Source organism: Pseudomonas sp. PF05 (genome assembly GCF_056521845.1).
On sequence record NZ_JBWLPW010000012.1, the window covers coordinates 26,370 to 48,557 of the forward strand.

The 22,188-nt window shown below is 60.7% G+C and carries 23 protein-coding genes and 1 pseudogene; 10 read left to right on the forward strand and 14 right to left on the reverse strand.

The genetic code is table 11. From position 1 onward, the window contains the following. The first annotated feature begins 155 nt into the window (after window positions 1–155). The gene (locus AC09SL_RS19740; protein ID WP_058545717.1) at window positions 156–1,499 is read left to right on the forward strand and encodes an imelysin family protein; all 1,344 of its coding nucleotides are present in this window, start codon (window positions 156–158) and stop codon (window positions 1,497–1,499) included. A gap of 239 nt (window positions 1,500–1,738) precedes the next feature. On the opposite strand, the gene AC09SL_RS19745 is transcribed toward AC09SL_RS19740, so the two are convergent. The 4 genes from AC09SL_RS19745 to AC09SL_RS19760 all read right to left on the reverse strand — a co-directional run bounded on the left by AC09SL_RS19745 (window position 1,739) and on the right by AC09SL_RS19760 (window position 4,324). Continuing rightward, window positions 1,739–2,974: an RNA polymerase sigma factor gene (locus AC09SL_RS19745; protein ID WP_058545718.1), complete on the reverse strand. Its 1,236-nt coding sequence runs from the start codon at window positions 2,972–2,974 to the stop codon at window positions 1,739–1,741. Further along, window positions 2,974–3,450 carry an SRPBCC family protein gene (locus tag AC09SL_RS19750; RefSeq protein WP_058545719.1) on the reverse strand — a complete coding sequence of 159 codons (477 nt, stop codon included), beginning with the start codon at window positions 3,448–3,450 and terminating at the stop codon, window positions 2,974–2,976. The genes AC09SL_RS19745 and AC09SL_RS19750 overlap by 1 nt, the downstream gene beginning before the upstream one ends. 27 nt (window positions 3,451–3,477) lie before the next feature. After that, on the reverse strand, window positions 3,478–3,822 hold the full coding sequence (locus AC09SL_RS19755) for a YciI family protein (protein ID WP_058545720.1): 345 nt from the start codon (window positions 3,820–3,822) through the stop codon (window positions 3,478–3,480). A 67-nt stretch (window positions 3,823–3,889) separates the two neighbouring features. Next, window positions 3,890–4,324, reverse strand: coding sequence for a YybH family protein (locus tag AC09SL_RS19760; RefSeq protein ID WP_058545721.1), 435 nt, complete (start codon window positions 4,322–4,324; stop codon window positions 3,890–3,892). A 142-nt stretch (window positions 4,325–4,466) separates the two neighbouring features. Here AC09SL_RS19760 and AC09SL_RS19765 point away from each other — a divergent pair, with 142 nt between their 5' ends. After that, the gene (locus AC09SL_RS19765; protein WP_058545722.1) at window positions 4,467–4,952 is read left to right on the forward strand and encodes a GNAT family N-acetyltransferase; all 486 of its coding nucleotides are present in this window, start codon (window positions 4,467–4,469) and stop codon (window positions 4,950–4,952) included. A gap of 35 nt (window positions 4,953–4,987) precedes the next feature. Then, window positions 4,988–5,592, forward strand: a pseudogene (locus AC09SL_RS19770) (pyridoxamine 5'-phosphate oxidase family protein). Window positions 5,593–5,603: 11 nt separating this feature from the next. On the opposite strand, the gene AC09SL_RS19775 reads toward AC09SL_RS19770, so the two are convergent. Continuing rightward, entirely contained in the window at window positions 5,604–6,092 is a 489-nt protein-coding gene (locus AC09SL_RS19775) for a GyrI-like domain-containing protein (protein ID WP_058545723.1), read from the reverse strand. Window positions 6,093–6,171: 79 nt separating this feature from the next. Next, window positions 6,172–6,834 carry a LysE family translocator gene (locus tag AC09SL_RS19780; RefSeq protein WP_058545724.1) on the reverse strand — a complete coding sequence of 221 codons (663 nt, stop codon included), beginning with the start codon at window positions 6,832–6,834 and terminating at the stop codon, window positions 6,172–6,174. A gap of 207 nt (window positions 6,835–7,041) precedes the next feature. On the opposite strand from AC09SL_RS19780, the gene alaC reads away from it, so the two are divergent. Next, a complete protein-coding gene (gene alaC, locus AC09SL_RS19785; RefSeq protein WP_058545725.1) occupies window positions 7,042–8,259 on the forward strand; it encodes an alanine transaminase in 1,218 nt (405 codons plus the stop codon). 152 nt (window positions 8,260–8,411) lie between these two features. On the opposite strand, the gene AC09SL_RS19790 is transcribed toward alaC, so the two are convergent. After that, window positions 8,412–9,764 (reverse strand): GntP family permease, encoded by a 1,353-nt coding sequence (locus AC09SL_RS19790; protein WP_058545726.1) that lies wholly within the window; start codon window positions 9,762–9,764, stop codon window positions 8,412–8,414. A gap of 92 nt (window positions 9,765–9,856) precedes the next feature. After that, on the reverse strand, window positions 9,857–10,390 hold the full coding sequence (locus AC09SL_RS19795) for a gluconokinase (RefSeq protein WP_058545727.1): 534 nt from the start codon (window positions 10,388–10,390) through the stop codon (window positions 9,857–9,859). Window positions 10,391–10,605: 215 nt separating this feature from the next. Here AC09SL_RS19795 and gntR point away from each other — a divergent pair, with 215 nt between their 5' ends. The 3 genes from gntR to AC09SL_RS19810 all read left to right on the forward strand — a co-directional run bounded on the left by gntR (window position 10,606) and on the right by AC09SL_RS19810 (window position 13,066). After that, on the forward strand, window positions 10,606–11,637 hold the full coding sequence (gene gntR, locus AC09SL_RS19800) for an HTH-type transcriptional regulator GntR (RefSeq protein ID WP_058545728.1): 1,032 nt from the start codon (window positions 10,606–10,608) through the stop codon (window positions 11,635–11,637). Between the two features lie 162 nt (window positions 11,638–11,799). Next, the gene (locus AC09SL_RS19805) at window positions 11,800–12,354 is read left to right on the forward strand and encodes a hypothetical protein (RefSeq protein WP_058545729.1); all 555 of its coding nucleotides are present in this window, start codon (window positions 11,800–11,802) and stop codon (window positions 12,352–12,354) included. A gap of 292 nt (window positions 12,355–12,646) precedes the next feature. Continuing rightward, window positions 12,647–13,066 carry a GNAT family N-acetyltransferase gene (locus AC09SL_RS19810; protein WP_058545730.1) on the forward strand — a complete coding sequence of 140 codons (420 nt, stop codon included), beginning with the start codon at window positions 12,647–12,649 and terminating at the stop codon, window positions 13,064–13,066. A gap of 39 nt (window positions 13,067–13,105) precedes the next feature. On the opposite strand, the gene def is transcribed toward AC09SL_RS19810, so the two are convergent. From def to AC09SL_RS19825, 3 genes are all read right to left on the reverse strand, one after another. Then, entirely contained in the window at window positions 13,106–13,645 is a 540-nt protein-coding gene (def, locus tag AC09SL_RS19815) for a peptide deformylase (RefSeq protein ID WP_058545731.1), read from the reverse strand. Continuing rightward, a complete protein-coding gene (locus tag AC09SL_RS19820; protein ID WP_058545732.1) occupies window positions 13,642–14,592 on the reverse strand; it encodes a YihY/virulence factor BrkB family protein in 951 nt (316 codons plus the stop codon). The genes def and AC09SL_RS19820 overlap by 4 nt, the downstream gene beginning before the upstream one ends. A gap of 176 nt (window positions 14,593–14,768) precedes the next feature. Then, window positions 14,769–14,960 (reverse strand): CsbD family protein, encoded by a 192-nt coding sequence (locus AC09SL_RS19825; RefSeq protein WP_058545733.1) that lies wholly within the window; start codon window positions 14,958–14,960, stop codon window positions 14,769–14,771. Between the two features lie 196 nt (window positions 14,961–15,156). Here AC09SL_RS19825 and AC09SL_RS19830 point away from each other — a divergent pair, with 196 nt between their 5' ends. After that, entirely contained in the window at window positions 15,157–15,534 is a 378-nt protein-coding gene (locus AC09SL_RS19830; RefSeq protein WP_030139341.1) for a hypothetical protein, read from the forward strand. 223 nt (window positions 15,535–15,757) lie between these two features. Here the strand turns inward: AC09SL_RS19830 and fadD1 are convergent, their stop codons facing one another. Continuing rightward, on the reverse strand, window positions 15,758–17,449 hold the full coding sequence (fadD1, locus tag AC09SL_RS19835; protein ID WP_058545734.1) for a long-chain-fatty-acid--CoA ligase FadD1: 1,692 nt from the start codon (window positions 17,447–17,449) through the stop codon (window positions 15,758–15,760). 369 nt (window positions 17,450–17,818) lie between these two features. Further along, window positions 17,819–19,507 carry a long-chain-fatty-acid--CoA ligase FadD2 gene (gene fadD2 / locus AC09SL_RS19840; protein WP_058545735.1) on the reverse strand — a complete coding sequence of 563 codons (1,689 nt, stop codon included), beginning with the start codon at window positions 19,505–19,507 and terminating at the stop codon, window positions 17,819–17,821. A gap of 224 nt (window positions 19,508–19,731) precedes the next feature. Between fadD2 and AC09SL_RS19845 the strand changes: the two genes are divergently transcribed. Together AC09SL_RS19845 and AC09SL_RS19850 are read left to right on the forward strand one after the other, a co-directional pair. Beyond that, window positions 19,732–20,676 carry an alpha/beta hydrolase gene (locus AC09SL_RS19845; RefSeq protein WP_058545736.1) on the forward strand — a complete coding sequence of 315 codons (945 nt, stop codon included), beginning with the start codon at window positions 19,732–19,734 and terminating at the stop codon, window positions 20,674–20,676. A gap of 44 nt (window positions 20,677–20,720) precedes the next feature. Then, complete coding sequence (locus AC09SL_RS19850; RefSeq protein WP_014336929.1) at window positions 20,721–21,191, forward strand: MaoC family dehydratase; 471 nt, start codon at window positions 20,721–20,723, stop codon at window positions 21,189–21,191. Window positions 21,192–21,322: 131 nt separating this feature from the next. On the opposite strand, the gene AC09SL_RS19855 is transcribed toward AC09SL_RS19850, so the two are convergent. Beyond that, on the reverse strand, window positions 21,323–22,186 hold the full coding sequence (locus AC09SL_RS19855; protein ID WP_058545737.1) for an efflux RND transporter periplasmic adaptor subunit: 864 nt from the start codon (window positions 22,184–22,186) through the stop codon (window positions 21,323–21,325). Between the last annotated feature and the right edge of the window lie 2 nt (window positions 22,187–22,188).

Below are 22,188 nucleotides of genomic sequence, written 5' to 3' on the forward strand. Positions count from 1 at the left end.
CAGCTCCGGGCGTGCCTGCAGGCGCCATCTCGTATCATCAAATAAGAAATATTTACACCTGCACCCTTTACACATAATGCAAATCTTTCGCATTATGTCGCAGTTTTGCGCACCCTCGCGCCTGTCCCATCCATTACCGAAGCAGGATGTTCGCCATGATTCGTATGCCCCTGGCTACCGCCAGTCTGCTGGCCATCGCTATTTCCCTCGCCGGTTGCGGCGAAGGCAAAGACAAGGCCGCCGCGCTGCAAGCGCCAACGCCTGCCGCCAGCACCACGGCACCGGTCGCCCCTGCTGCTGCCGGCAAAATCGACGAAGCTGCCGCCAAGGCCGTTGTCGCGCACTATGCCGACATCGTCTACGCCGTCTACAGCGATGCCGAATCCACGGCAAAAACCCTGCAAACCGCCGTCGACGCGTTCCTGGCCAAGCCGAACGCCGAGACCCTGAACGCCGCCAAGGCTGCCTGGGTCGCCGCACGCGTGCCTTACCTGCAAAGCGAAGTGTTCCGCTTCGGCAACACCATCATCGACGACTGGGAAGGCCAAGTGAACGCCTGGCCCCTGGACGAGGGCCTGATCGACTACGTCGACAAATCCTACGAGCACGCCTTGGGTAACCCGGGCGCCTCCGCCAACATCATCGCCAACACCGAAGTACAGGTCGGCGAAGACAAGGTCGACGTGAAAGATATCACCCCGGAAAAACTCGCCGGCCTGAACGAGCTGGGTGGTTCCGAGGCCAACGTCGCCACCGGCTACCACGCCATCGAATTCCTGCTGTGGGGCCAAGACCTCAACGGCACCGGCCCGGGTGCCGGCAACCGCCCGGCGTCCGACTACCTGGAAGGTGCCGGCGCCACCGGTGGCCACAACGACCGGCGTCGTGCCTACCTCAAGTCCGTGACCCAATTGCTGGTCAACGACCTGGAAGAGATGGTCGGCAACTGGAAGCCGAACGTGGCCGACAACTACCGCGCCACCCTGGAAGCCGAACCCGCCGAAAGCGGCCTGCGCAAGATGCTGTTCGGCATGGGCAGCCTGTCCCTGGGTGAACTGGCGGGCGAGCGCATGAAGGTGTCCCTGGAAGCCAACTCGCCAGAAGACGAGCAGGATTGCTTCAGCGACAACACCCATAACTCGCACTTCTACGATGCCAAGGGCGTACGTAACGTGTACCTGGGCGAATACACTCGCGTCGACGGCACCAAGATGACCGGCGCGAGCCTGTCGTCCCTGATCGCCAAGGCCGATCCGGCCGCGGACACCGCGCTCAAGGCCGACCTGGCCGACACCGAGGCCAAGATCCAGGTCATGGTCGATCACGCCAACAAAGGCGAGCACTACGACCAACTGATCGCCGCCGGCAACACTGCCGGCAACCAGATCGTGCGCGATGCCATCGCCGCACTGGTCAAGCAGACCGGTGCGATCGAACAGGCTGCGGGCAAGCTGGGCATCAGCGACCTGAACCCGGACAGCGCTGATCACGAGTTCTGATCAACGCCGGCTGGCTGAAAAGGCGACCTCCGGGTCGCCTTTTTTTGTCTGAATGCCCGTCACTCAGGAGAAATAGAGCCGAAAACCGTTCTTGTGGCGAGGGGATTTATCCCCGCTCGAGTGCGCAGCGCTCGCCAACAACTGGCGGCGCTGCACAGAATTTCAGGATTGCTTCGCAATCCAACGGGGATAAATCCCCTCGCCACAGATTTCGGTGCTTGCTGGCCCTTGGTGGGTCATCACTGCAACCCCGCAAGCCGCCCTTCGATAAACCGCCGCTCCGGCAATTGCTGCGTCAACTCAAGCGCGCGTCGATACGCCGCCCTCGCCTCGTCCAATCGTCCCAGTTGACGACAGAATTCCGCCTGCGCCGAGTAGGCCAAGTGATAGTCGAGTAACTCCCCACGCCCCAGGATCGCCTCGACCAGGCGCAAGCCAGCCTCCGGCCCATCGCGCTTGGCCAGGGCGGCGGCACGGTTGAGTTCGATCACCGGCGACGGCACCGCGCGCAGCAGCACATCATAAAGCCCGACGATCTGCGGCCAATCGGTCTGCTCTGCCGCCGGCGCTTCGGCATGCACCGCCGCAATCGCCGCTTGCAGGCAATACGGCCCGAACCGGCGGGTCTTCAGCGCGGCTTCCACCAACGCACAGCCCTCGGTGATCAGCTCGGCGTCCCACAAGGATCGCACCTGTTCATCCAGCAGGATCAGTTCACCGGTCGATGACGTTCGTGCCGGGCGCCGGGATTCGTGCAGCAGCATCAACGCCAGCAATCCCATGACCTCGGCCTCGGGCAGCAACTCCATCAGCAGGCGCCCGAGGCGGATGGCTTCGCGCGTCAGGTCCTCGCGGGTCAGCTCTGCACCCATCGAGGCCGAATAACCTTCGTTGAACACCAGATAGATCACCCGCAGCACGCTGTCCAGCCGTTCCGGCAGCTCCGCGCGGGACGGCACCTGGTAGGGGATCCTGGCATCGCGAATTTTCGCCTTGGCCCGCACGATGCGCTGGGCAATGGCCGCCGGGGCGGCGAGGAAAGCCCGGGCGATTTGCTCGGTGGTCAAGTCACAGACTTCCCGCAGCGTCAGGGGCACCTGGGCATCGGCGGCCAGGGCCGGATGGCAACAGGTGAAAATCAGCCGCAGACGATCGTCTTCCACGTCCTCATCACTCCAATCGGCCTGCTCCAGCTCCTCGAGCTGGGCGATCAACAGCGGACGGGACGCGGCAAAACGCGCGCGCCGGCGCAAACCGTCGATGGCCTTGAAACGCCCGGCAGACACCAGCCAGGCTCGCGGGTTGTCCGGCACCCCGTCGCGCTGCCAGCGCTCGACCGCAATGAAGAAGGCCTCATGCAAAGCTTCTTCGGCGAGGTCGAAGTCTCCCAGCAGGCGAATCAGTGTCGCCAGGATCCGCCGCGAGTCTTGCCGATAAACCTGCTCGACCCGCGCCTTGACCGTTTCGGCCGACATCAGTCGGGCATGCCTTGGGTAACCAATGCTTCAAGCCGGTCCAGGCTCTGGCCCCACCCCTCATGGAAGCCCATGGCTTCGTGTGCCTGACGATCCTCCTCGCTCCAATGCAGGGCACGGGCGGTGTAACGGGTTTTACCGTCCACCTCCTCGAGCAGTACCTCAGCGGTCATGAAGGCCTTGCCGGAGGGAATCCAGCCAGGCACGAACGCGTCAGTGAACACCAGGCGCTGCGGGGCGAGGATTTCCAGGAACACGCCCATGGTCGGGTATTCACTGCCGTCGGGCGCGCGCATCAGGGTGCGAAATTGACCGCCGACCCACAGGTCCATTTCACACTCAGGCGTGGTCATGCCATGGGGCCCCCACCATTGGACCAGCAAGGCTGGCTCGGTCCAGGCGCGGAAAATTTTCTGACGCGGGGCGTCGATCATTCGGCTGATGGATAACGCGTAAGTGGCAGCTGCAAGGTTCATGAATGAAATCCTGTTTGTGCTTGTTGTTCAGGGGTTCAGTTGGCGTACCGGTCGCACTTCGACGCAGCCGACCCGGGCCGCCGGGATATTGCCGGCGACCTGGATGGCTTCGTTGAGGTCCTTGGCATCGATCAGGTAGAAGCCCGCCAGTTGCTCCTTGGTTTCGGCGAACGGGCCATCGGTGATCGACAGCTTGCCGGCGCGCATGCGCACCGTGGTGGCAGTCTGCACCGACTCCAGGGCTTCGGCGGCCAGCATGCGCCCACTGCCCTGGATCGATTCGGCATAGGCCATGCACTCGGCGTCCTCCGGGCTGTCGGGCGAGTTGTGCAGCGTGTGTTCGTTGCTATACACCAGGCATAGGTACTTCATGGAAGGCTCCGTAAGAGGACTGATCAACTATGGACGGCAGAATGAGGCTCGGCAAAAAAACCGACGATCAGGGTTGCAGGTCGAACAGCGTCGTACCCGCCATCGGGTCGAACGGCGCAGACCAATGTTCATGGACGATCCGCCATTGCCCGGCTACACGCTGGTAGCAGGCCGTCACGCGCATCCAGCAGGCCTGCTCCTCGCCTTTGTCGTTGGTGCCGCCGCAATAGGCCAGCCAATGGGCGAAGGCGATGTTCTCGGCCGGGGTAATCTTGACCTGATGGAAGTCGAACTTGTGCGGGCCGGGGCACATTTCCATGCAGGCTTGCCAATGGGCCCGGTAAGCGGCCTTGCCCTTGAATTGCAAGGCCTGGATGGCATCGAACGAGACGATGTCTTCGTCATAGAGCGCCATGACCTTTTCAACGTCCTTGGCCATGACGGCTTGGCGATAGGTGTCGATCAGGGCCTGGATTTCAGTTTCAGTGGCTTGGGTATTCATGGTGATTCTCCGCAGGTTTTTTGTTGAAGACACCCTTTGTCGTTTGGAGAAACCGCGAATCGACAACCCAACAAAAATAATTCAAAGAAAAAAATTCGTTAGAATCCAGATCCTATTCTGCTGGCAAACAACGGACGTTTTTGTGACCGCTCAGCTCGTCCCCTACGAAGACCTGACTCCGCTTCAACGCGAACAGGTCAGCGCCATCGAAATCCATCCCGGACAGATCAAGTTCGCCGGCGATATCCACGGTGCCCTGCACACGCTGCTGTCCAAGCCCAGCCCCGGGGTCAAAGGGTATGCGCTCTTGGCTGAAGAGGTGCCGGTGGCCTTCCTGCTGCTCAAGCGCCCGCCGGTATTGCCCGCCTGGGCCAATGAACACAGTGCCACCCTGCATGCCCTGCAAGTTGACCATCGGGCCCAGGGCAAAGGTTATGGCAAGGCCTGCCTGCAGGCGCTGCCCGCCGTGGCGCGAGCCGCCTGGCCGGAAATCCGCGGGCTGGAGCTCTCGGTTGACGCCGATAACGACTCGGCCATCGGCCTGTACACCCGGCTGGGCTGGGTCGACATTGGCGAAGCCTACAAGGGCCGCATCGGTTATGAGCGGCGGATGGGGTTGGTGTTTTGATGGACCTTGACCCATAGACTCGGGATGAATGGATGATGTTGACGTCGATTGAACAGTTGGAAGCCCTTTATGGCCTGCCCCACGAACGGGCAGTGCGCAAACAGATCCCCTTCCTGAACGAGGATTATCAGGCGATGGTCCGGGCCTCACCCCTGGTGGTCATCGGTTCGGCAGGGCCCGACGGACTTGATAGCTCGCCCCGGGGCGATGTGCCGGGTTTCGTGCAGGTCCTCGACGAGCGCACCCTGGCCTTGCCGGATCGCCCCGGCAACAACCGCATCGACACCCTGCGCAACGTCCTGCACGATCCGCGGGTATCGCTGCTGTTCCTCATTCCCGGAATTGGCGAGACCTTGCGGTCAACGGTACTGCCCGGATCAGCGCCGAACCCGCACTGCTGGAGCGTTTTGCCGTCAATGGCAAGCCGGCTCGCACCGTACTGCTGGTGGCGGTCGAAGCGGCGTTTTTCCATTGTTCCAAAGCCATGGTGCGCTCAGACCTGTGGAACCCGCATCGCCACCTCGAGCGCTCGGCCCTACCCAGCGCCGGGGCGATCCACAAGCGCTTGAATGATGGGCAATTCGATGCCGAGACTTATGACCGTGAAGCAACTGCGCGGGTGCAGGCCAGCTTGTACTGAAGCAGCGACGATCAGCTCGGCTTGAGCGGTATCCAGATCTCCAGGGCGCCTTCGCCGGTCCTGGGATTGAAGTCCTCGCTGTAGCGCTCGAACTCTGGTAATTGCGCCGCGGTATGGCCGGAATGCGGCAGCCACTCGTTCCAGATGTATTGGAACGTGTCCGGTAGTAGTTTCAACGGCCCCTTGTGTTCGAAGACGGCGTAATACCCAGGCTGGATTTCGATCCAGCGGTATTGTTCCGGCAGATCGTCGAGCCGGCCTATCTCCACGCCGGCGATGTATTCGAACCCACCCTTCCCGTCTGGGTTGCAACACACCCCGTAGGTCACTTCATCTTTCTGCCCTGGCACTTTGCCGAGCCAGGGCAGGAACTTTTCCCAGAGCAAAGGGATATCTTGGGCTGTGTCCTGGGTAAACCGGGCACCAAAGCCGGCGATGAGCTGAAAACGTCCCTGTTCAAAGCGTGGTTCGGCGGTGTAATCGCGTTTGTGCTTTTCCATGCGGCAACACTCCAGCAAACGTGAAGTCGGGCTTGGCAGTATAGAAGCCAAACCGTAATTGCCAGGGTCGTTTCGCTGGTCAAATGCCCGGCAAGACGCCGGCGACGGCCTTTGCGACGAACTCGTTGTACCCAGAAACAATCACGTACACCGCGAAATAACAGAAGATCGCCGCGGATGCCCAGTAGGAGTAACGCAACAGTTTATCCCCCAACAGTTTGCCGCCCTGGGTCGCCGCCAGGCACAGGGCCGCGCACCACAACAGCCCGGCGCAGAGAAAACCGCTGAGGAACAGCGCCGAGCTGAGCAAGGTTCCGCCGCCCGAACGCGCGATCAACGTACCGCCCACCGCTGCAAACCAGAGGATGGCACTGGGCGATGACATGGCCAGGAAAATCCCGCGAAAGAACTCCTGGCGCGAGGAGTTGCCCTGCACCTCGCCGGCCTCGGCGAGCACGGCGCTGTGATAGATCGCCGAATGGATCATCTTCGCCGCGAAATACAGCAACAGCACCGAGCCACCCAGCCACAGCACCCAGCGCACCGCTTCGTATTGCAGCAGGACCGTCATGCCCGCCAGGGCCAGGACGGCGTAGACCAGGTCGCCCACGCAGGTGCCCAGGCCCAGGGCGAAACCCTGGAAATAACCGCGCTGCATCGCCAGGGTGATCATCGCGATATTGGCCACGCCAATGTCCAGGCACAGGGAGAGACTCAGCAGGAAACCGCTGGAAAATTCCATCATTCATTCCGTTCGATTGGGTACAGCGAATTCAACTGCCCGCAGCCGGCGTTGATGGCTGCGTGGCGAGGTCGACAGTGTCGTCGAAAATAGTTGCGCACCGCTACTGGACAATCCGATATCCGCCCGATTATCTTGCGCCGCAGGCCACCGCAGTGGCCAACGTCGCTCGGACGGTTCCGGGCGCTCACGTATCTCGAGGCAACAATGGCCGACCAAGGTTCGCCGCGCCGCTTTGCGCGCATCGATCGACTCCCCCCGTACGTATTCAATATCACTGCCGAGCTGAAGATGGCTGCGCGTCGGCGCGGCGAAGACATCATCGACTTGAGCATGGGTAACCCCGACGGCGCCACACCCCCGCACATCGTGGAAAAGCTGGTCACCGTCGCCCAGCGTGAAGACACCCACGGCTATTCCACCTCCAAAGGCATCCCGCGCCTGCGCCGCGCCATTTCGCGCTGGTACAAGGACCGCTATGAGGTGGACATCGACCCGGAAACCGAAGCCATTGTCACCATCGGTTCCAAGGAAGGCCTGGCCCACCTGATGCTGGCGACCCTGGACCAGGGCGACACAGTGCTGGTGCCCAACCCCAGCTATCCGATCCACATCTACGGTGCCGTGATCGCCGGCGCCCAGGTGCGTTCGGTGCCGCTGGTGCCAGGGGTGGATTTCTTCGATGAACTGGAGCGGGCCATCCGCGGCTCGATTCCCAAGCCGAAGATGATGATCCTCGGCTTCCCATCCAACCCCACCGCCCAGTGCGTGGAGCTGGATTTCTTCGAACGGGTCATCGCCCTGGCCAAGCAGTACGACGTATTGGTGATCCACGACCTGGCCTACGCCGACATCGTGTACGACGGCTGGAAAGCCCCGTCGATCATGCAGGTGCCCGGTGCGAAAGACATCGCGGTGGAGTTCTTCACCCTGTCCAAGAGCTACAACATGGCCGGCTGGCGCATCGGTTTCATGGTGGGCAACCCGGAACTGGTCAACGCCCTGGCGCGAATCAAGAGCTACCACGACTACGGCACCTTCACCCCGCTGCAAGTGGCCGCCATCGCCGCCCTCGAAGGCGACCAGCAATGCGTGCGCGACATCGCCGAGCAGTACCGCCAACGCCGCAACGTACTGGTCAAGGGCCTGCATGAACTGGGCTGGATGGTGGAAAACCCCAAGGCGTCGATGTACGTCTGGGCCAAGATTCCCGAAGCCTATGCCCACCTGGGCTCACTGGAATTCGCCAAGAAGCTGTTGGCCGAAGCCAAGGTCTGCGTCTCGCCGGGGGTAGGGTTCGGGGAATATGGGGATGATCACGTGCGCTTCGCGCTGATCGAAAACCAGGACCGGATTCGCCAGGCCGTGCGCGGGATACGTGGGATGTTCCGGGCGGATGGGTTGATAAACAAACCTGGCGCCTGACTCAAAACCAACGGTGGGAGTTTGCTCCCACCCTGGATCTTCTGATCACCAGAAACCAGTGTGGGAGCGAGCTTGCTCGCGATAGCGGCATAACAGTCAACGAAAGAGTCGATTGTCAGTCCGCCATCGCGAGCAAGCTCGCTCCCACAGGTTTAGACCACCAGCGACAACAGCAGGATAAAGATCAACCCCACCACGGACAGGATGGTTTCCATCGCGGTCCAGGTCTTGAAGGTTTCGGCCACGGTCATGTTGAAGTACTGCTTGACCAGCCAGAAGCCTGCGTCGTTGACGTGGGACAGGATCAACGAACCGGCACCGGTCGCCAGCACCAGCAGCTCACGGTTCACACCCGGCATCATCCCCACCACCGGCACCACGATCCCGGCACCGGTAATGGTCGCTACCGTCGCCGAGCCTGTGGCAATGCGGATCACCGCAGCCACCAGCCACGCCAGCAGGATCGGGGAAATCTGTGCACTTACCGCCATGTGACCGATCACATCGCCCACACCACTGGTCACCAGCATCTGCTTGAAGCCACCACCGGCACCGATGATCAGGATGATCGCGGCGGTCGGCGCAAGGCTGGCGTCCAGCCATTTGAGCATCTGGTTGGAACCGATGCCCTGCTTGTAGCCGAAGGTGTACAGCGACAGCAACAGCGCCAGCAGCAAGGCCGAGATCGGGTGGCCGATCATGTCCATCCAGGCGCGAAAGAGGTTGCCATCGGGCAGCGCCACGTCAGCGAAGGTCTTGAGCAGCATCAGGAATACCGGCGACAGCACGGTGATCAGGGTGATGCTGAAGCTTGGCAGTTCGGTGGAGCTCGTCTCGCGGGCCAGTTGGTCCACCAGTTCCTGGTTCGGATGGCCAGGGATGTGCTTGGCAATGAACGTACCGAAGATCGGCCCGGCAATGATGGCCGTTGGCAGCGCCACGATCAGGCCATAGAGAATGGTCTTGCCGATGTCGGCACCAAACACCCCGATCGCCAGCAGCGGCCCCGGGTGCGGCGGCACCAGGCCGTGGACGGCGGAAAGACCGGCCAGCAGCGGGATACCGATCTTGATGATCGACACGCCGGTGCGGCGCGCAACGATGAACACCAGTGGGATCAGCAGCACGAAGCCGATTTCGAAGAACAGCGGGATGCCCACCAGGAACGCGGCGAACATCATGGCCCACTGCACCTTGTCCTTGCCGAAGGCGCGGATCAGGGTCTGGGCGATCTGATCGGCCCCGCCCGACTCGGCCATCATTTTGCCAAGCATCGTGCCCAGCGCCAGGATGATGCCGACAAAACCCAGCACGCCACCGAAGCCGTCCTGGAACGCCTTGAGGATGGTGCCGGTCGGCATGCCCGACGTCAGGCCGAGGAATGCGGCGGCGATGGTCAGTGCAATGAACGGGTGGAATTTGAACTTGGTGATGAGGATGATGAGTCCGATCACCGTGACCACTGCATCAAGCAGCAGGAACGTCTCGTGGGACATGCCGAACATGGGAGGTGTCTCCTGATTTGTTGTTGTTATTGAAGCAGTTATTGGTTAGCCGTCGGGGTAGCGCTATCTTTCTGACGCAAATTTTTTGAAACTCAGCCGGCAAGCTTCAAACCATGGTCCAACCACCAGACGTAAGCCTGATGCGCCAGTTCCTCAACGCTATGGCTGGACGCATCCAGAGCCAGGGTCAGGGGCTCGCCGACAGGGGATTGAAGGGTGGCAAACTGGCTGTCGATCAGGGTCGACGGCATGAAATGGCCAGGACGATGGGAAACGCGGTCGGCGGCCACTTCGGGGGTCAATTCAAGGAATATGAAGCCCAGGCCTGGCAAGGCGCTGCGCAGACGCTCGCGGTAACTGTGCTTGAGGGCCGAGCAGGTCAGCACCGGGCGCTCGCCCGTGGCGTCGACACGGCGCAACTCATCGCACAGGCTGTCGAGCCAGCCGGCACGGTCGTCGTCGTTCAAGGGAATACCGGCGCTCATCTTCTGGATGTTGGCCGCAGGGTGGAAAGTGTCGCCTTCGATGGCGGTGGCGCCGCTCAACTGGCACAGCGCCTGGCTGACGCAAGTTTTGCCGCAACCGGCAACGCCCATGATGACCAGGGCGGTGATGGGATTATTCATGTAACACCTCAGCGCGCAGACAGCGCTACCTTTGCCAGTTATGACACCGCAGCAAAAGCAGAAGTTGCCGACGCCTTCTTGTCATTTTTGTGGTTGCAGCATGTTCGTTCACGACACCAGCACACGGGGATCAGGCAAACCCCACTTACGCATTTGCAGCCGCGTCGAGACAGCGCTACCTTAGTGCCTTGATTTTTGTTTGGCAAGCCACCCTGATGACCGCCCCTAAAAACGATAAGAATACTCGCACCACCGGTCGCCCTACGCTCAACGAAGTCGCACGCCTGGCCGGTGTCAGCCCCATCACCGCCTCCCGTGCCTTGCGCGGCGTCAGCACCGTAGCCGTCGATCTGGTGGAAAAAGTCCGCCAGGCCGCCGTGGAGCTCAACTACGTCGTCAACCCCGCCGCCCGCGCCCTGGCTTCGGCCCAGAGCCATTCGGTGGTGGTGCTGGTGCCATCGTTGTCCAACTTGTTGTTCATCGACACCCTGGAAGCCATTCATCGGGTGCTGCGGCCCAAGGGTTTCGAAGTGGTGATCGGCAACTACCACTACTCCCGGGACGAGGAAGAAGACCTGCTGCGCAACTACATGGCCTATCAGCCGCGTGGCTTGTTGCTGACCGGTTTCGACCGTACCGAAAGCGCCCGCCGCATGATCGAGGCCAGCAACATTCCGTGCGTGTACATGATGGAGCTGGACCCCGGCGCCGGGCTCAACTGCGTCGGCTTTTCCCAGCTCAAGGCCGGCGAAACGGCGGCCGAGCACCTGATTTCCAAAGGCCGCAAGCGCCTGGCCTACATCGGCGCGCAACTGGACCAACGCACCCTGCTGCGTGGCGAAGGTTTTCGCCGCGCCCTGCAGAAAGCCGGTCTGTATGACCCGGACCTGGAACTGCTGACCCCGCGCCCGTCATCGGTAGGCCTGGGCGGTGAATTGTTCCTGCAATTGCTGGACAACCACCCGGATGTCGATGCGATCTTCTTCGGCAACGACGACCTGGCCCACGGCGCCTTGTTGGAGGCGCTGCGCTGCGGTATCAAGATCCCCGAGCAGGTCTCGGTCCTGGGTTTCAACGACCTGCCCGCCTCGGCCCACATGGTGCCGCGCCTGAGCAGCATCAGCACCCCACGGGAAGCCATCGGCCGACGCGCCGCCGAACAGATGCTGACGTTGATGGCCGGCAACCGCATCGCACAGCCGGTGGTGGACATGGGCTTTGAGCTCAAGGTCCGCGAAAGCACCTGAGCCGATCCTCTGCACTGGTGCGGTCGATCCATGCCGTCCACCGGCAAGGGTTGGCCGCCCCGCTCGCGGCGCCTGCCCACAACCCTTGGAATAGAGGCCTTGGGACGACGGCATGGGAATTGCTCCTGCCCATCGCTCAGTCATTACCTCCAGGTGCTCATCATGTTGGTCAGTGCAAAACAGCAATCGATGGTCTTGCCGCTCAAACGCCCGGGCGAAGATCCCACCGCCGAAGCCGCCAGCGGCCTGCAAAGCGCCGCGTTGCAGGCCTTGCGCGATAACGTCCAGACCCAGGCCAGCCAGGGCGCCGCCCAAGTCCAGGATTCCTTCACCCGACAAGCCACGCAACAGGTCAACGCCGCCACCGCCATCAGCGACAAGGTGGACGAGGCGTTCGCCAAGACCCGCGTGCAATTGCAGACCGCCGCTTCACCAGCGTCGGAAGAAACCACGGCGCTTGGCGGCTCCGCGACGGCAGAATTCAAGGACTACATGAGCAAGACGCCCGAAGAGCGCCTGCGCGACAGCATTCTCGAAGAGATGGGCATTTCTGAGGAAGAGTTCGAGGCGATGCCGCCCGAGAAGCAGATGGCGGTCAGCCAGGAGATTGCCCAGCGCATGCAGGACAAGTCGGCGATGGCACAAGTGGAAAAGGCCCAGGAGAGCCGCACCGACGACAAAACCTCGGCCACGGACATGTTTCTCGCCTCGCTTTAAGCCTCGGCACATGGCGCAGCGTTTGAGCTGGGGGTTGGCGCCCCAGCTCAATCCTGAGGCCAACCGAAGCGTTATCGGTTCAATGACCGAACAGGTTCACCTTCTTGGTTTTTTTGTCGGCGCGTTTTTCATCGGCAGTCTTCGCCGGTTTTTTCTTTGCCGCTTTTTTTGAATCCATGCCTTTGGCCATGATACGTACTCCACTCATACGGGATGTGAAGTCAGGTATACACCTATCGCCGCACCTGCGTTCTTTTATAATCGCCCTCCCCTTATCGCCCACGACCCTGCCATGTCCGAAATCCATTACGCAGCGCTCGAAGCATCGCTTTGGCCGCTGATGAACAAGTTCTATCGCGCCCACCAATCCTCCATGAAAGCCGTGCGTGACGCGCAGCTTTGGGTGGCGCGACGCGATGAGATCGTCGCCGCCCTGTGCCTGCGACCAGTGTCGGGCGGGCATTGGTTGACAGGGTTGTTCGTCGACTCGGCGTACCGCGGACAAGGCATCGCCGCACGGTTGATCGCCGAAGCGGTGAACGGTGTGAATGAGCCGGTGTGGCTGTTCTGCCACCCGGATTTGCGCGGGTTTTATGAGCGGCGTGGTTTCAGCTTCGACCCCGAACTGCCCTATGCGATGGCCGAACGCCTGAGCCGGTATGCGCGCAGCAAGCCGATGATTGCGATGGGGCTTGCGCCTGCAAAATCCTGAAGTGCACTACAGATCCAATGTGGGAGCGGGGGTGGGGGATCAATCGTCTGCAGCCGGGTCCAGATCCGGGAACATCACCTCGGTAAACCCGAACTTGCTGAAATCACTGATGCGCGACGGGTACAAGCGCCCGATCAGGTGATCGCATTCATGCTGCACCACCCGCGCATGAAAGCCCGACGCGTAACGCACGATCGGCTCGCCCTTGGGATCGAAGCCTTCGTAGCGGATGTGCTGGTAGCGCTCGACCGCCCCGCGCAGGCCCGGCACCGACAGGCAACCTTCGAAGCCCTCTTCCCTCTGCGGGCCCAGCGGGGTGATCAGCGGGTTGATCAGGATGGTCTGGGGCACTGCCTCGGCGTCGGGGTAACGCTCGCTGTGCTCGAAGCCGAAGATCACCAGTTGCAGGTCCACGCCGATCTGTGGCGCCGCCAGGCCGACACCGCCGACGCTTTCCATGGTCTGGAACATGTCGTCGATCAATTGCCACAATTCTGGGCTGTCGAACATGTCGGCGGGCACCGGCGGGGCGATGCGCAGCAGGCGTTCGTCGCCCATTTTCAGGATGTCACGGATCATGGTCGGGCTTCGTCAGGGTGGGGATGAGGGATGGAATGGTCGCGGCCCAGGCCCGACACATGCTGTTTTTCGTGCTCGCCCGCGCTCTTTTCGCCCGGGTTCTTGCCCTCGGTGGACATGTGCTCGATCACCGCATTCATCTCCGCACCGAGCAACAGCACCGCCGAAGAAATATAGAAATACAGCAACAACACGATGATCGCACCGATGCTGCCATACATGGCGTTGTAGTTGGCAAAGGTCTTGACGTAAAACGCGAAGCCCAGGGAGGCGATGATCCACACCACCACCGCCAGCACCGACCCCGGGGTGATGAAGCGAAACTCCTGCTTGACGTCGGGCATCACGTAATAGATCAGCGCCACAGCCACCATCAGCAAGATCACGATCACCGGCCAGCGCACGATCGTCCAGAGCGTGACGATGAACGCCTCCAGGCCGACCTGGGCCGCAATCCAGCCCATCACCTGCGGTCCGAGCACCATCAGCGCCGCAGCGGCCAGCAACATGCCCGCGATGCCGATGGTGTAGAAGATCGACAGCGGAAAGCGCTTCCAGGCCGGGCGGCCTTCCACCACATCATAGGCGGCATTCATCGCGCTCATCATCAGCCGCACGCCCGCCGAGGCGGTCCACAACGCAATGACGATACCCACCGACAACAATCCGCCCTTGGATTGCTGGAGCTGGTCGATCACCGGATTGACCTGCTCCAGGGCCTGGGGCGGCAGCACCAGCTCCGATTGCAGGCGCAGCCAGGAGAAAAAGTCCGGCAGGTGCAGGAAGCCGATCAACGCGATCAAAAAGAGAATGAAAGGAAATAGCGAAAACAGCATTTGGTACGCCAATGCCGAGGCATAGGTCGACATCTCGTCGTCGAGAAACTCAGTCACGGTGCGCATCATCACACGATGCAAAGGCAAGCCTTTCAAGGCCGGGAACATCATGTGCGTCTCCTTTCGCCGCAAATAAAGGCTGGTCGCTTGGCGACTCACGGGGTTGCTATCCAAGACAAAAGTAACCTGTTTGGCGACTTTGGAACAATTTCCCCGGAGCAAGTTCGAGCCGACACGAAAACGGCCACCCGCGGATGGCCGTTCCAATCGCTTTTTCAACACACCGGTTATGCCTCGTCAACGCCTTTCTTGACTGCATCCTTGGCCTTGCCCACGGTTTGCTGGGCCTCACCTTTTTTCTCCTGGACCACGCCCTCGGCGCGCATGCGGTCATTGTCGGTGGCCTTGCCGACGCCTTGTTTGATGTTGCCGACGGCTTCGTTGGCAACGCCCTTCACTTTATCGCTCGTGCTACCCATGATGTCTCTCCCTGTTAACAACTGTACGAAAAGTCATTACATAAGGGTTGACCGAGTCCGTTTGCGGGGAGTTTCATTTTTTCAGCAGCGCATTTCATCGTCAGATGCAGGTTGCGCTTTATGTTTGCCGATCCACACCCGAGAATGCCCCACGTATTCAGGCTGCGGCCTGAAGCTTCAATCTCGTAGGAACGTTATGAAACTCGATAAAAAGCAGGCCATCGCCCGCAGAAACCAGGAACTGGGCGGCGCCGTACTGGGCGTCAACAACTGCCACTTCAGCGAATTGAACCGTAACCGCAACATCTTCTGGTTCGATATCCCGGTGGCGCGCCTGGCCATCGGTCAATACGAATGGATTCACCTGCTGCTGCACACGCCAGCGACCGATGAGCTGCTGCACCTGAAGGTGCCGACCGTGTTCCTGCGCGAGAAAATGGAAGGTTTGGAAGTGCGCAACCAGGGCAAGCGCAAGGCGGCCCTGAGCCTGGAACTGAGCGCTGACAAGGATTCCTATCTTCAGGACATGCGGCCGGGTGGCACCAATCTGGATTTTGCGCAGTTCAGGTTGTAACGCGATTTCCTAGCTTTGGTGTGTATATCCGTTGCTGCGGTAACAGCCACTTAGGGTTCCGCCCTGACGTTGGGCGGAACCATAAGCCGCCGTTATAAAAAAAACGGATATACACCCAAAACCAAGCCCAAAAGAAAACGGCGCTTTCCCTCCCTCGGAAAAGCGCCGTTTCTTTAAGTGAAGAGCATCACCGCATCAACGGGGCTTTTTATTGGCAACGGTATTATTTCTTCAGCCCCAACTTCCTGAGCTCTTCATCCCGCAACTCGCGCCGCAGAATCTTGCCCACGTTGGTCGTCGGCAAGGCATCGCGGAACTCCACGGCCTTGGGCACCTTGTAGCCGGTGACGTTGGCACGCATGTGTTCCATCACCTGTTCCTTGGTCAACGTGACACCCGGTCGAGCGACGATGAAGATCTTGATCGCCTCGCCAGACTTCTCGTCCGGTATGCCGATGGCCGCGCATTGCAGCACGCCCGGCAGGGTTGCCAGCACATCTTCCAGTTCGTTGGGGTACACGTTGAAACCGGAGATCAGGATCATGTCTTTCTTGCGATCGACGATGCGCATGTAGCCGTCCGGCTGGATCAGCGCAATGTCACCGGTCTTGAGCCAGCCTTCGCTGTCGAGGATCTCGTCAGTGGCTTCCTGACGCTGCCAGTAACCCTTCATGACCTGCGGACCTTTCACACACAATTCGCCGATTTCACCCAATGGCTGTTCGACGCCCGCGTCATTGATCACCTTGCACAGCGTCGATGGCACCGGAATGCCGATGGTACCGACCTGGATCTTCTGGATCGGGTTGACGGTAGCCACCGGGCTGGTCTCGGTCATGCCATAGCCTTCGCAGATCGGGCAGCCGGTCACCGCTTTCCAGCGCTCGGCTGCTGCCAGTTGCAAGGCCATGCCGCCGGACAGGGTGACTTTGAGGGCAGAGAAATCGAGCTTGCGGAAGGCTTCGTTGTTGCACAGGGCCACGAACAGCGTATTGAGGCCGACGAAGCCGCTGAACTTCCACTTCGACAACTCCTTGACCATCGCCGGCAGGTCACGCGGGTTGCTGATCAGGATGTTGTGGTTGCCGATCAGCATCATCGCCATGCAATGGAAGGTGAAGGCATAGATGTGGTACAGCGGCAGCGGCGTGATCAGAATCTCGCAACCTTCATTGAGGTTGGAGCCCATCAGCGCCTTGCACTGCAACATGTTCGCCACCAGGTTGCGATGAGTGAGCATCGCGCCCTTGGCCACGCCAGTGGTGCCGCCGGTGTATTGCAGCACGGCCACATCGTCGCTGGTGGGGTTGGCTTCGTTCACGGGTTGGCCGTGGCCTTTGCTCAGCACGTCGTTGAACTTGACGGCCTTGGGCAAGTGATAGGCCGGGACCATCTTCTTGACGTACTTGATCACGCTGTTGATCAACAGGCGCTTGAGCGGCGGCAGCAGATCGGCAACTTCGGTGACGATGACGTGCTTGACGCCTGTCTTGGGTACCACGGTCTCGGCCAGGTGTGCCATGTTCGCCAGGCATACCAGTGCCTTGGCCCCGGAGTCGTTGAACTGGTGTTCCATTTCCCGCGCGGTGTACAGCGGGTTGGTGTTGACCACGATCAGCCCGGCGCGGATCGCACCGAACACAGCCACCGGGTACTGGAGAACGTTGGGCAGCTGCACGGCGATTCGATCGCCCGGCTGTAAATCGGTATGCTGTTGCAGGTACGCGGCAAAGGCACCGGACAACTCGTAGAGTTCACCGTAGGTGATCGTCTTGCCGAGGTTGCTGAATGCCGGCTTGTTGGCAAAGCGTTGGCAGGACTGCTTCAACACCGCCTGAATATTCGGATACTCGTCTGGATTGATGTCGGCAGCAATCCCAGCTGGGTACTTATCCTTCCAAAAGTCTTCGATCATGGAAGCCCACTCCTCAGCAACGCGAATTCTCACCGCATTTGATGCGATTATTATTGGTGTGTGTTTATTGGTGAATCTGGCTTGAATCAAGGCCGAGAAGTCACAAAAGCGCGCCGAGAGTAGCAGCTTTGCCAAGGGCCGCCTAGAGCCAAAAGCAGCCCCTACAGTCACAAACATGACTCATGAATATTTTATGGTCATTTTTAGAGTAAAAATTCTAAGCCTCGTTTAAATCGCTCTGAATAGCCAAAAAACTGAGGGAGCGAGCTTGCTCGCGATGGCGGTGGACCAGCTGAATTGGATTTAGCTGATACACCGCCATCGCGAGCAAGCTCGCTCCCACAGGGTTTCTACTGGACTTCTCTGGCCTCAGGCGATATCCCGCAGCTCCCGCCGCAAGATCTTGCCCACCGGAGTCATTGGCAACGATTCCCGAAGCACGATGTGCTTGGGTACCTTGTAGCCGGTGAAGTTCTCCTTGCAGTAGGCCTTGAGTTCTTCAAGGCTGACCCCGGCTTCGCGTGCCACCACAAACAGCTTCACCGCCTCCCCCGAACGTTCGTCCGGCACGCCGATGACCGCGCAGTTGGCCACCTTGGGATGGGCCATCACCACGTCTTCGATCTCGTTGGGGTACACATTGAAGCCCGAGACGATGATCATGTCCTTCTTGCGGTCGACGATGCGCACGAAACCGTCCGGATCGATTACCGCGATATCGCCGGATTTGAACCAGCCCTCGTGGTCCAGCACTTCGGCCGTGGCCTCAGGCTTGTTCCAGTAGCCTTTCATGATCTGCGGACCCTTGATGCACAGCTCGCCGCGCTCGCCCAGGGACTGCTCGACGCCATCGTCGTTGATCACTTTCATCAGCGTGCCCGGCACCGGCATCCCCACCGTGCCCAACCGGGACTTGCCCCCATAAGGATTGGCACTGGCCACTGGCGAGGTCTCGGTCAGGCCATATCCTTCGGTGATGCCGCAACCGGTGATCTGTTCCCAGCGCTCGGCGGTGGCCTTGATCAGCGCCGTGCCGCCCGAATTGGTGACCTTGAGGTTGGAAAAATCCAGGGTCTTGAAATCCGGATGGTCCATCAATGCCACGAACAACGTGTTGAGCCCCAGCAGCAGCGAGAAACGCCAGTTCTTCAGTTCCTTGATGAAACCACCGATGTCCCGCGGGTTGGTGATCAGCACGTTGTGGTTGCCGGTCACCATCATGCACATGCAGTTCGCCGTGAACGCATAGATATGGTAGAGCGGCAACGGCGCGATCATGACCTCCTGGCCTTCGCGCAACAGTGGATGACCGTCATCACCGAGCTGCCCCAGGCAGGCCCGGGCCTGTTGCATGTTGGCCACCAGGTTGCCGTGGGTCAGCATTGCGCCCTTCGCCAACCCGGTGGTGCCGCCGGTGTATTGCAACACCGCAATGTCGTCGAGGCTGACTTTCAGCGGCTTGATGCCCTGGCCGCGTCCCAGGCGCAAGGCGCTCTTGAAGGCGATGGCCTGGGGCAGCGAATAGGCCGGCACCATTTTCTTGACCTTGCTCACCATGGTGTTGACCAGCCAGCCCTTGGCGGTGGGCATCAGGTCACCCATCTTCGCTTCGATCAGGTACTGCAGGTCCGTATCGGGCAACACCTCCTGGACTTTTTGCCCGAACATATTCAGGTACACCAGCGCCCGGGCACCGGAGTCCTTGAACTGATGACGCATTTCCCGCGCGGTGTACAGCGGGTTGGTGTTGACCACGATCAGCCCGGCGCGCAAGGCACCGAACACGGCGATCGGGTACTGCAGGATGTTAGGCATCTGTACTGCGATACGATCGCCCGGTGCCAGGTCGGTATGGGCTTGCAGGTAGCCGGCGAAAGCCGCGCTGTAGCGCTCGAGCTCGGCATAGGTGAGGGTCACCCCCATGTTGCTGAACGCCGGACGGTCGGCAAATTTCTTGCAGGAACGCTCGAACACCTCGATTACCGACTTGTAGGCCCCAAGGTCAACATCCAGGGGCACGCCGGCCGGGCGTTTGTCATTCCAGAAATCAGGCTGCATTGTTTTTGTCCTCTTTACCTGAGCATGTCCGGGCCGCGTCTGCATCGCTTGCAGACGCGGAGCTCTTGGGACACTAGCAGCTATGGCCAATCAGGCAAATATGGCAACCTGCGTCATAGATTGTGTGAATCTTCTTGCCACGACGAAGGCTGATCAGGCGAGACGCAACGGATGCGCTATACAATGCAGCGAGGCTGCGTCTGACTTTGTGCAAAGGAATCGCCATGATCCACCAAACGTTCTGGCTGACCGCGACCGACCATAGCCGCCTGTTCGTCAACCAATGGCTGCCCGAAACCGCCCCTTTGGCGGTGATCATGCTGGCCCATGGCATGGCCGAACACAGCGGCCGCTACGCACGCCTGGCCCAGGCGTTGTGCGACGAAGGCTACGGTGTCTGCGCCATGGACTTGCGCGGCCATGGCAAGACCGGCGAGGAAGCGATTCTCGGCCACTTTGCCGACGAGGACGGCTGGACCAAGGTCGTGGGCGACCTGGCCAGCCTCAACCAGCACATCGGTCAACAACATCCCGAAACCCCCATCGTGTTGCTAGGCCACAGCATGGGCAGCTACATCGCCCAGGGTTATTTGTTGCATCACAGCGCCAGCCTGCACGGGGCGATTCTCAGCGGCTCGAACTTTCAGCCGGTGACGCTCTACCGCTGCGCTCGCCTGATCGCCCGCTTCGAACGCTGGCGCCAGGGAGCCACCGGGCGCAGCGCGTTGATCGAGTGGCTGTCGTTCGGCAGTTTCAACAAGAAATTCAAACCCACGCGTACCCCTTTCGACTGGCTCAGCCGCGACCCGGCCGAAGTCGACAAGTACGCCCAGGACCCGCTGTGTGGCTTTCGCTGCACCAATCAACTGTGGGTCGACCTGCTCGGTGGCTTGCAGCAAATCAGCAAAGCGTCCAATCTCGCCCAGATCGATCCGGGCCTGCCCCTGCTGGTGATCGGTGGTGAATGTGATCCGGTGAGCGAAGGCAAGCGTCTGAAGGATCTGGCCGACACCCTGCGTGACGCCGGCATCCGGCACCTGCAATTGACGATTTACCCGCAGGCCCGTCACGAACTGTTCAATGAAACCAACCGCGATGAAGTGACCGCCGACGTGCTGGCCTGGATTGCCCAAGCCTTGAGCCACAAGCGGCCGCCACGCAGCGAGTAGGCTTGCAGCGTTTTTCCTTTACTCCTTCACAGGATTTGAAACAGATGACCCAGGTTACCAACACCCCTTACGAAGCCCTCGAAATCGGCCAGACCGCCAGCTACAGCAAGACCGTCGAAGAGCGTGATATCCAGCTGTTCGCGGCGATGTCCGGCGATCACAACCCGGTGCACCTGGATGCCGAGTTCGCCGCCGCGAGCATGTTCAAAGAGCGCATCGCCCATGGCATGTTCAGCGGTGCGCTGATCAGCGCGGCAGTGGCCTGCGAGTTGCCGGGGCCGGGCACCATCTATATCGGCCAGCAGATGAGTTTCCAGAAACCGGTGAAAATCGGCGACACCCTGACCGTGCGCCTGGAAATCCTGGAGAAACTGCCGAAGTTCCGTGTGCGCATCGCCACGCGCGTGTTCAACCAACGCGACGAGCTGGTGGTGGACGGCGAGGCCGAAATCCTCGCACCGCGCAAGCAGCAGACCGTGACCTTGCCGACGTTGCCGGCGATCACTGTGGGCTGACTCACAGGCGCCTACTGTGAGTGACTTTGTGGCAAGCCATTGTGTGGGAGCAAAGCTTGCTCGCGATGCAGGCGCCTCGGTTCCCTGAGAGACCGAGTTATCTTCATCGCGGGCAAGCCTTGCTCCCACATTTAAGGCAAGTCTTCGCGCACCTGCACGCTCGCCGTCATCCCGGCGCTCAGGTTCACCCCCTCCGGCACCTTGTCCAACTTGATCCGCACCGGTATCCGCTGGGCCAGGCGCACCCAGTTGAAGGTCGGCTCGACCTCCGCCAGCAACTGCGCATCGGGGTTGGTGTTGCGGTCGGTAATGCCACGGCTGATGCTCTCGACATGGCCCTCCAGCGCATGGCCGGCGCTCATCAGCCAGATCTTGACCGGATCGCCCACACGGATCCTCGGCAACTTGGTCTCTTCGAAATAGGCCTGCACATAGAACGTCGAGTCATCGATCAGCGCCATCACCGGCTGCCCGGCATTCACGTAGTTGCCTTCGGCCAGGCGCAGGTTGGTGATGTGGCCGTTACGCGGGGCCAGGACCTGGCTGCGGGCCAGATTGAGCTCGGCCACCTTGGCCTCTGCCTGGGCTTCGCGCAGTTCGCCTCGGGCGATGCCGGCGTTGATCTGGGCATTTTCCCGCAGTTCGGCGCTGATGGCCTGGGGCCCAAGAGCCGCGCGGCGGCTGGCTTCGTGTTCGCGCAGGCTCAATTGCTGCTGGCGCGTCTGGACCACGGCCCGGGCTTTCTCCAGCGCCGCCTCGAACCGCTCGCGGTCGATACTCAGCAACACATCGCCGGCCTTGACCTGCTGGTTATCCACCGCCTTGAGCTCGCGCACCCAACCCGACACGTCGGGTGCAATCACCACCACGTCGGCGCGAATCCGCGCATCGCGGGTCCAAGGTGTGAGCATGTAGTACTGCCACAAGTGAAACCCGGCGAAAATCGCCACGGCCACCATGCACAGCGTGACGGCGACACGTACGGATGTACGCATGT

Coding starts and splice junctions, on each gene's coding strand:
- AC09SL_RS19740 (WP_058545717.1), top strand. CDS start 156: ATGATTCGTATGCCCCTGGCTACCGCCAGTCTGCTGGCCATCGCTATT.
- AC09SL_RS19745 (WP_058545718.1), bottom strand. CDS start 2,974: ATGTCGGCCGAAACGGTCAAGGCGCGGGTCGAGCAGGTTTATCGGCAA.
- AC09SL_RS19750 (WP_058545719.1), bottom strand. CDS start 3,450: ATGAACCTTGCAGCTGCCACTTACGCGTTATCCATCAGCCGAATGATC.
- AC09SL_RS19755 (WP_058545720.1), bottom strand. CDS start 3,822: ATGAAGTACCTATGCCTGGTGTATAGCAACGAACACACGCTGCACAAC.
- AC09SL_RS19760 (WP_058545721.1), bottom strand. CDS start 4,324: ATGAATACCCAAGCCACTGAAACTGAAATCCAGGCCCTGATCGACACC.
- AC09SL_RS19775 (WP_058545723.1), bottom strand. CDS start 6,092: ATGGAAAAGCACAAACGCGATTACACCGCCGAACCACGCTTTGAACAG.
- AC09SL_RS19780 (WP_058545724.1), bottom strand. CDS start 6,834: ATGGAATTTTCCAGCGGTTTCCTGCTGAGTCTCTCCCTGTGCCTGGAC.
- alaC (WP_058545725.1), top strand. CDS start 7,042: ATGGCCGACCAAGGTTCGCCGCGCCGCTTTGCGCGCATCGATCGACTC.
- AC09SL_RS19790 (WP_058545726.1), bottom strand. CDS start 9,764: ATGTTCGGCATGTCCCACGAGACGTTCCTGCTGCTTGATGCAGTGGTC.
- AC09SL_RS19795 (WP_058545727.1), bottom strand. CDS start 10,390: ATGAATAATCCCATCACCGCCCTGGTCATCATGGGCGTTGCCGGTTGC.
- gntR (WP_058545728.1), top strand. CDS start 10,606: ATGACCGCCCCTAAAAACGATAAGAATACTCGCACCACCGGTCGCCCT.
- AC09SL_RS19805 (WP_058545729.1), top strand. CDS start 11,800: ATGTTGGTCAGTGCAAAACAGCAATCGATGGTCTTGCCGCTCAAACGC.
- AC09SL_RS19810 (WP_058545730.1), top strand. CDS start 12,647: ATGTCCGAAATCCATTACGCAGCGCTCGAAGCATCGCTTTGGCCGCTG.
- def (WP_058545731.1), bottom strand. CDS start 13,645: ATGATCCGTGACATCCTGAAAATGGGCGACGAACGCCTGCTGCGCATC.
- AC09SL_RS19820 (WP_058545732.1), bottom strand. CDS start 14,592: ATGATGTTCCCGGCCTTGAAAGGCTTGCCTTTGCATCGTGTGATGATG.
- AC09SL_RS19825 (WP_058545733.1), bottom strand. CDS start 14,960: ATGGGTAGCACGAGCGATAAAGTGAAGGGCGTTGCCAACGAAGCCGTC.
- AC09SL_RS19830 (WP_030139341.1), top strand. CDS start 15,157: ATGAAACTCGATAAAAAGCAGGCCATCGCCCGCAGAAACCAGGAACTG.
- fadD1 (WP_058545734.1), bottom strand. CDS start 17,449: ATGATCGAAGACTTTTGGAAGGATAAGTACCCAGCTGGGATTGCTGCC.
- fadD2 (WP_058545735.1), bottom strand. CDS start 19,507: ATGCAGCCTGATTTCTGGAATGACAAACGCCCGGCCGGCGTGCCCCTG.
- AC09SL_RS19845 (WP_058545736.1), top strand. CDS start 19,732: ATGATCCACCAAACGTTCTGGCTGACCGCGACCGACCATAGCCGCCTG.
- AC09SL_RS19850 (WP_014336929.1), top strand. CDS start 20,721: ATGACCCAGGTTACCAACACCCCTTACGAAGCCCTCGAAATCGGCCAG.
- AC09SL_RS19855 (WP_058545737.1), bottom strand. CDS start 22,186: ATGCGTACATCCGTACGTGTCGCCGTCACGCTGTGCATGGTGGCCGTG.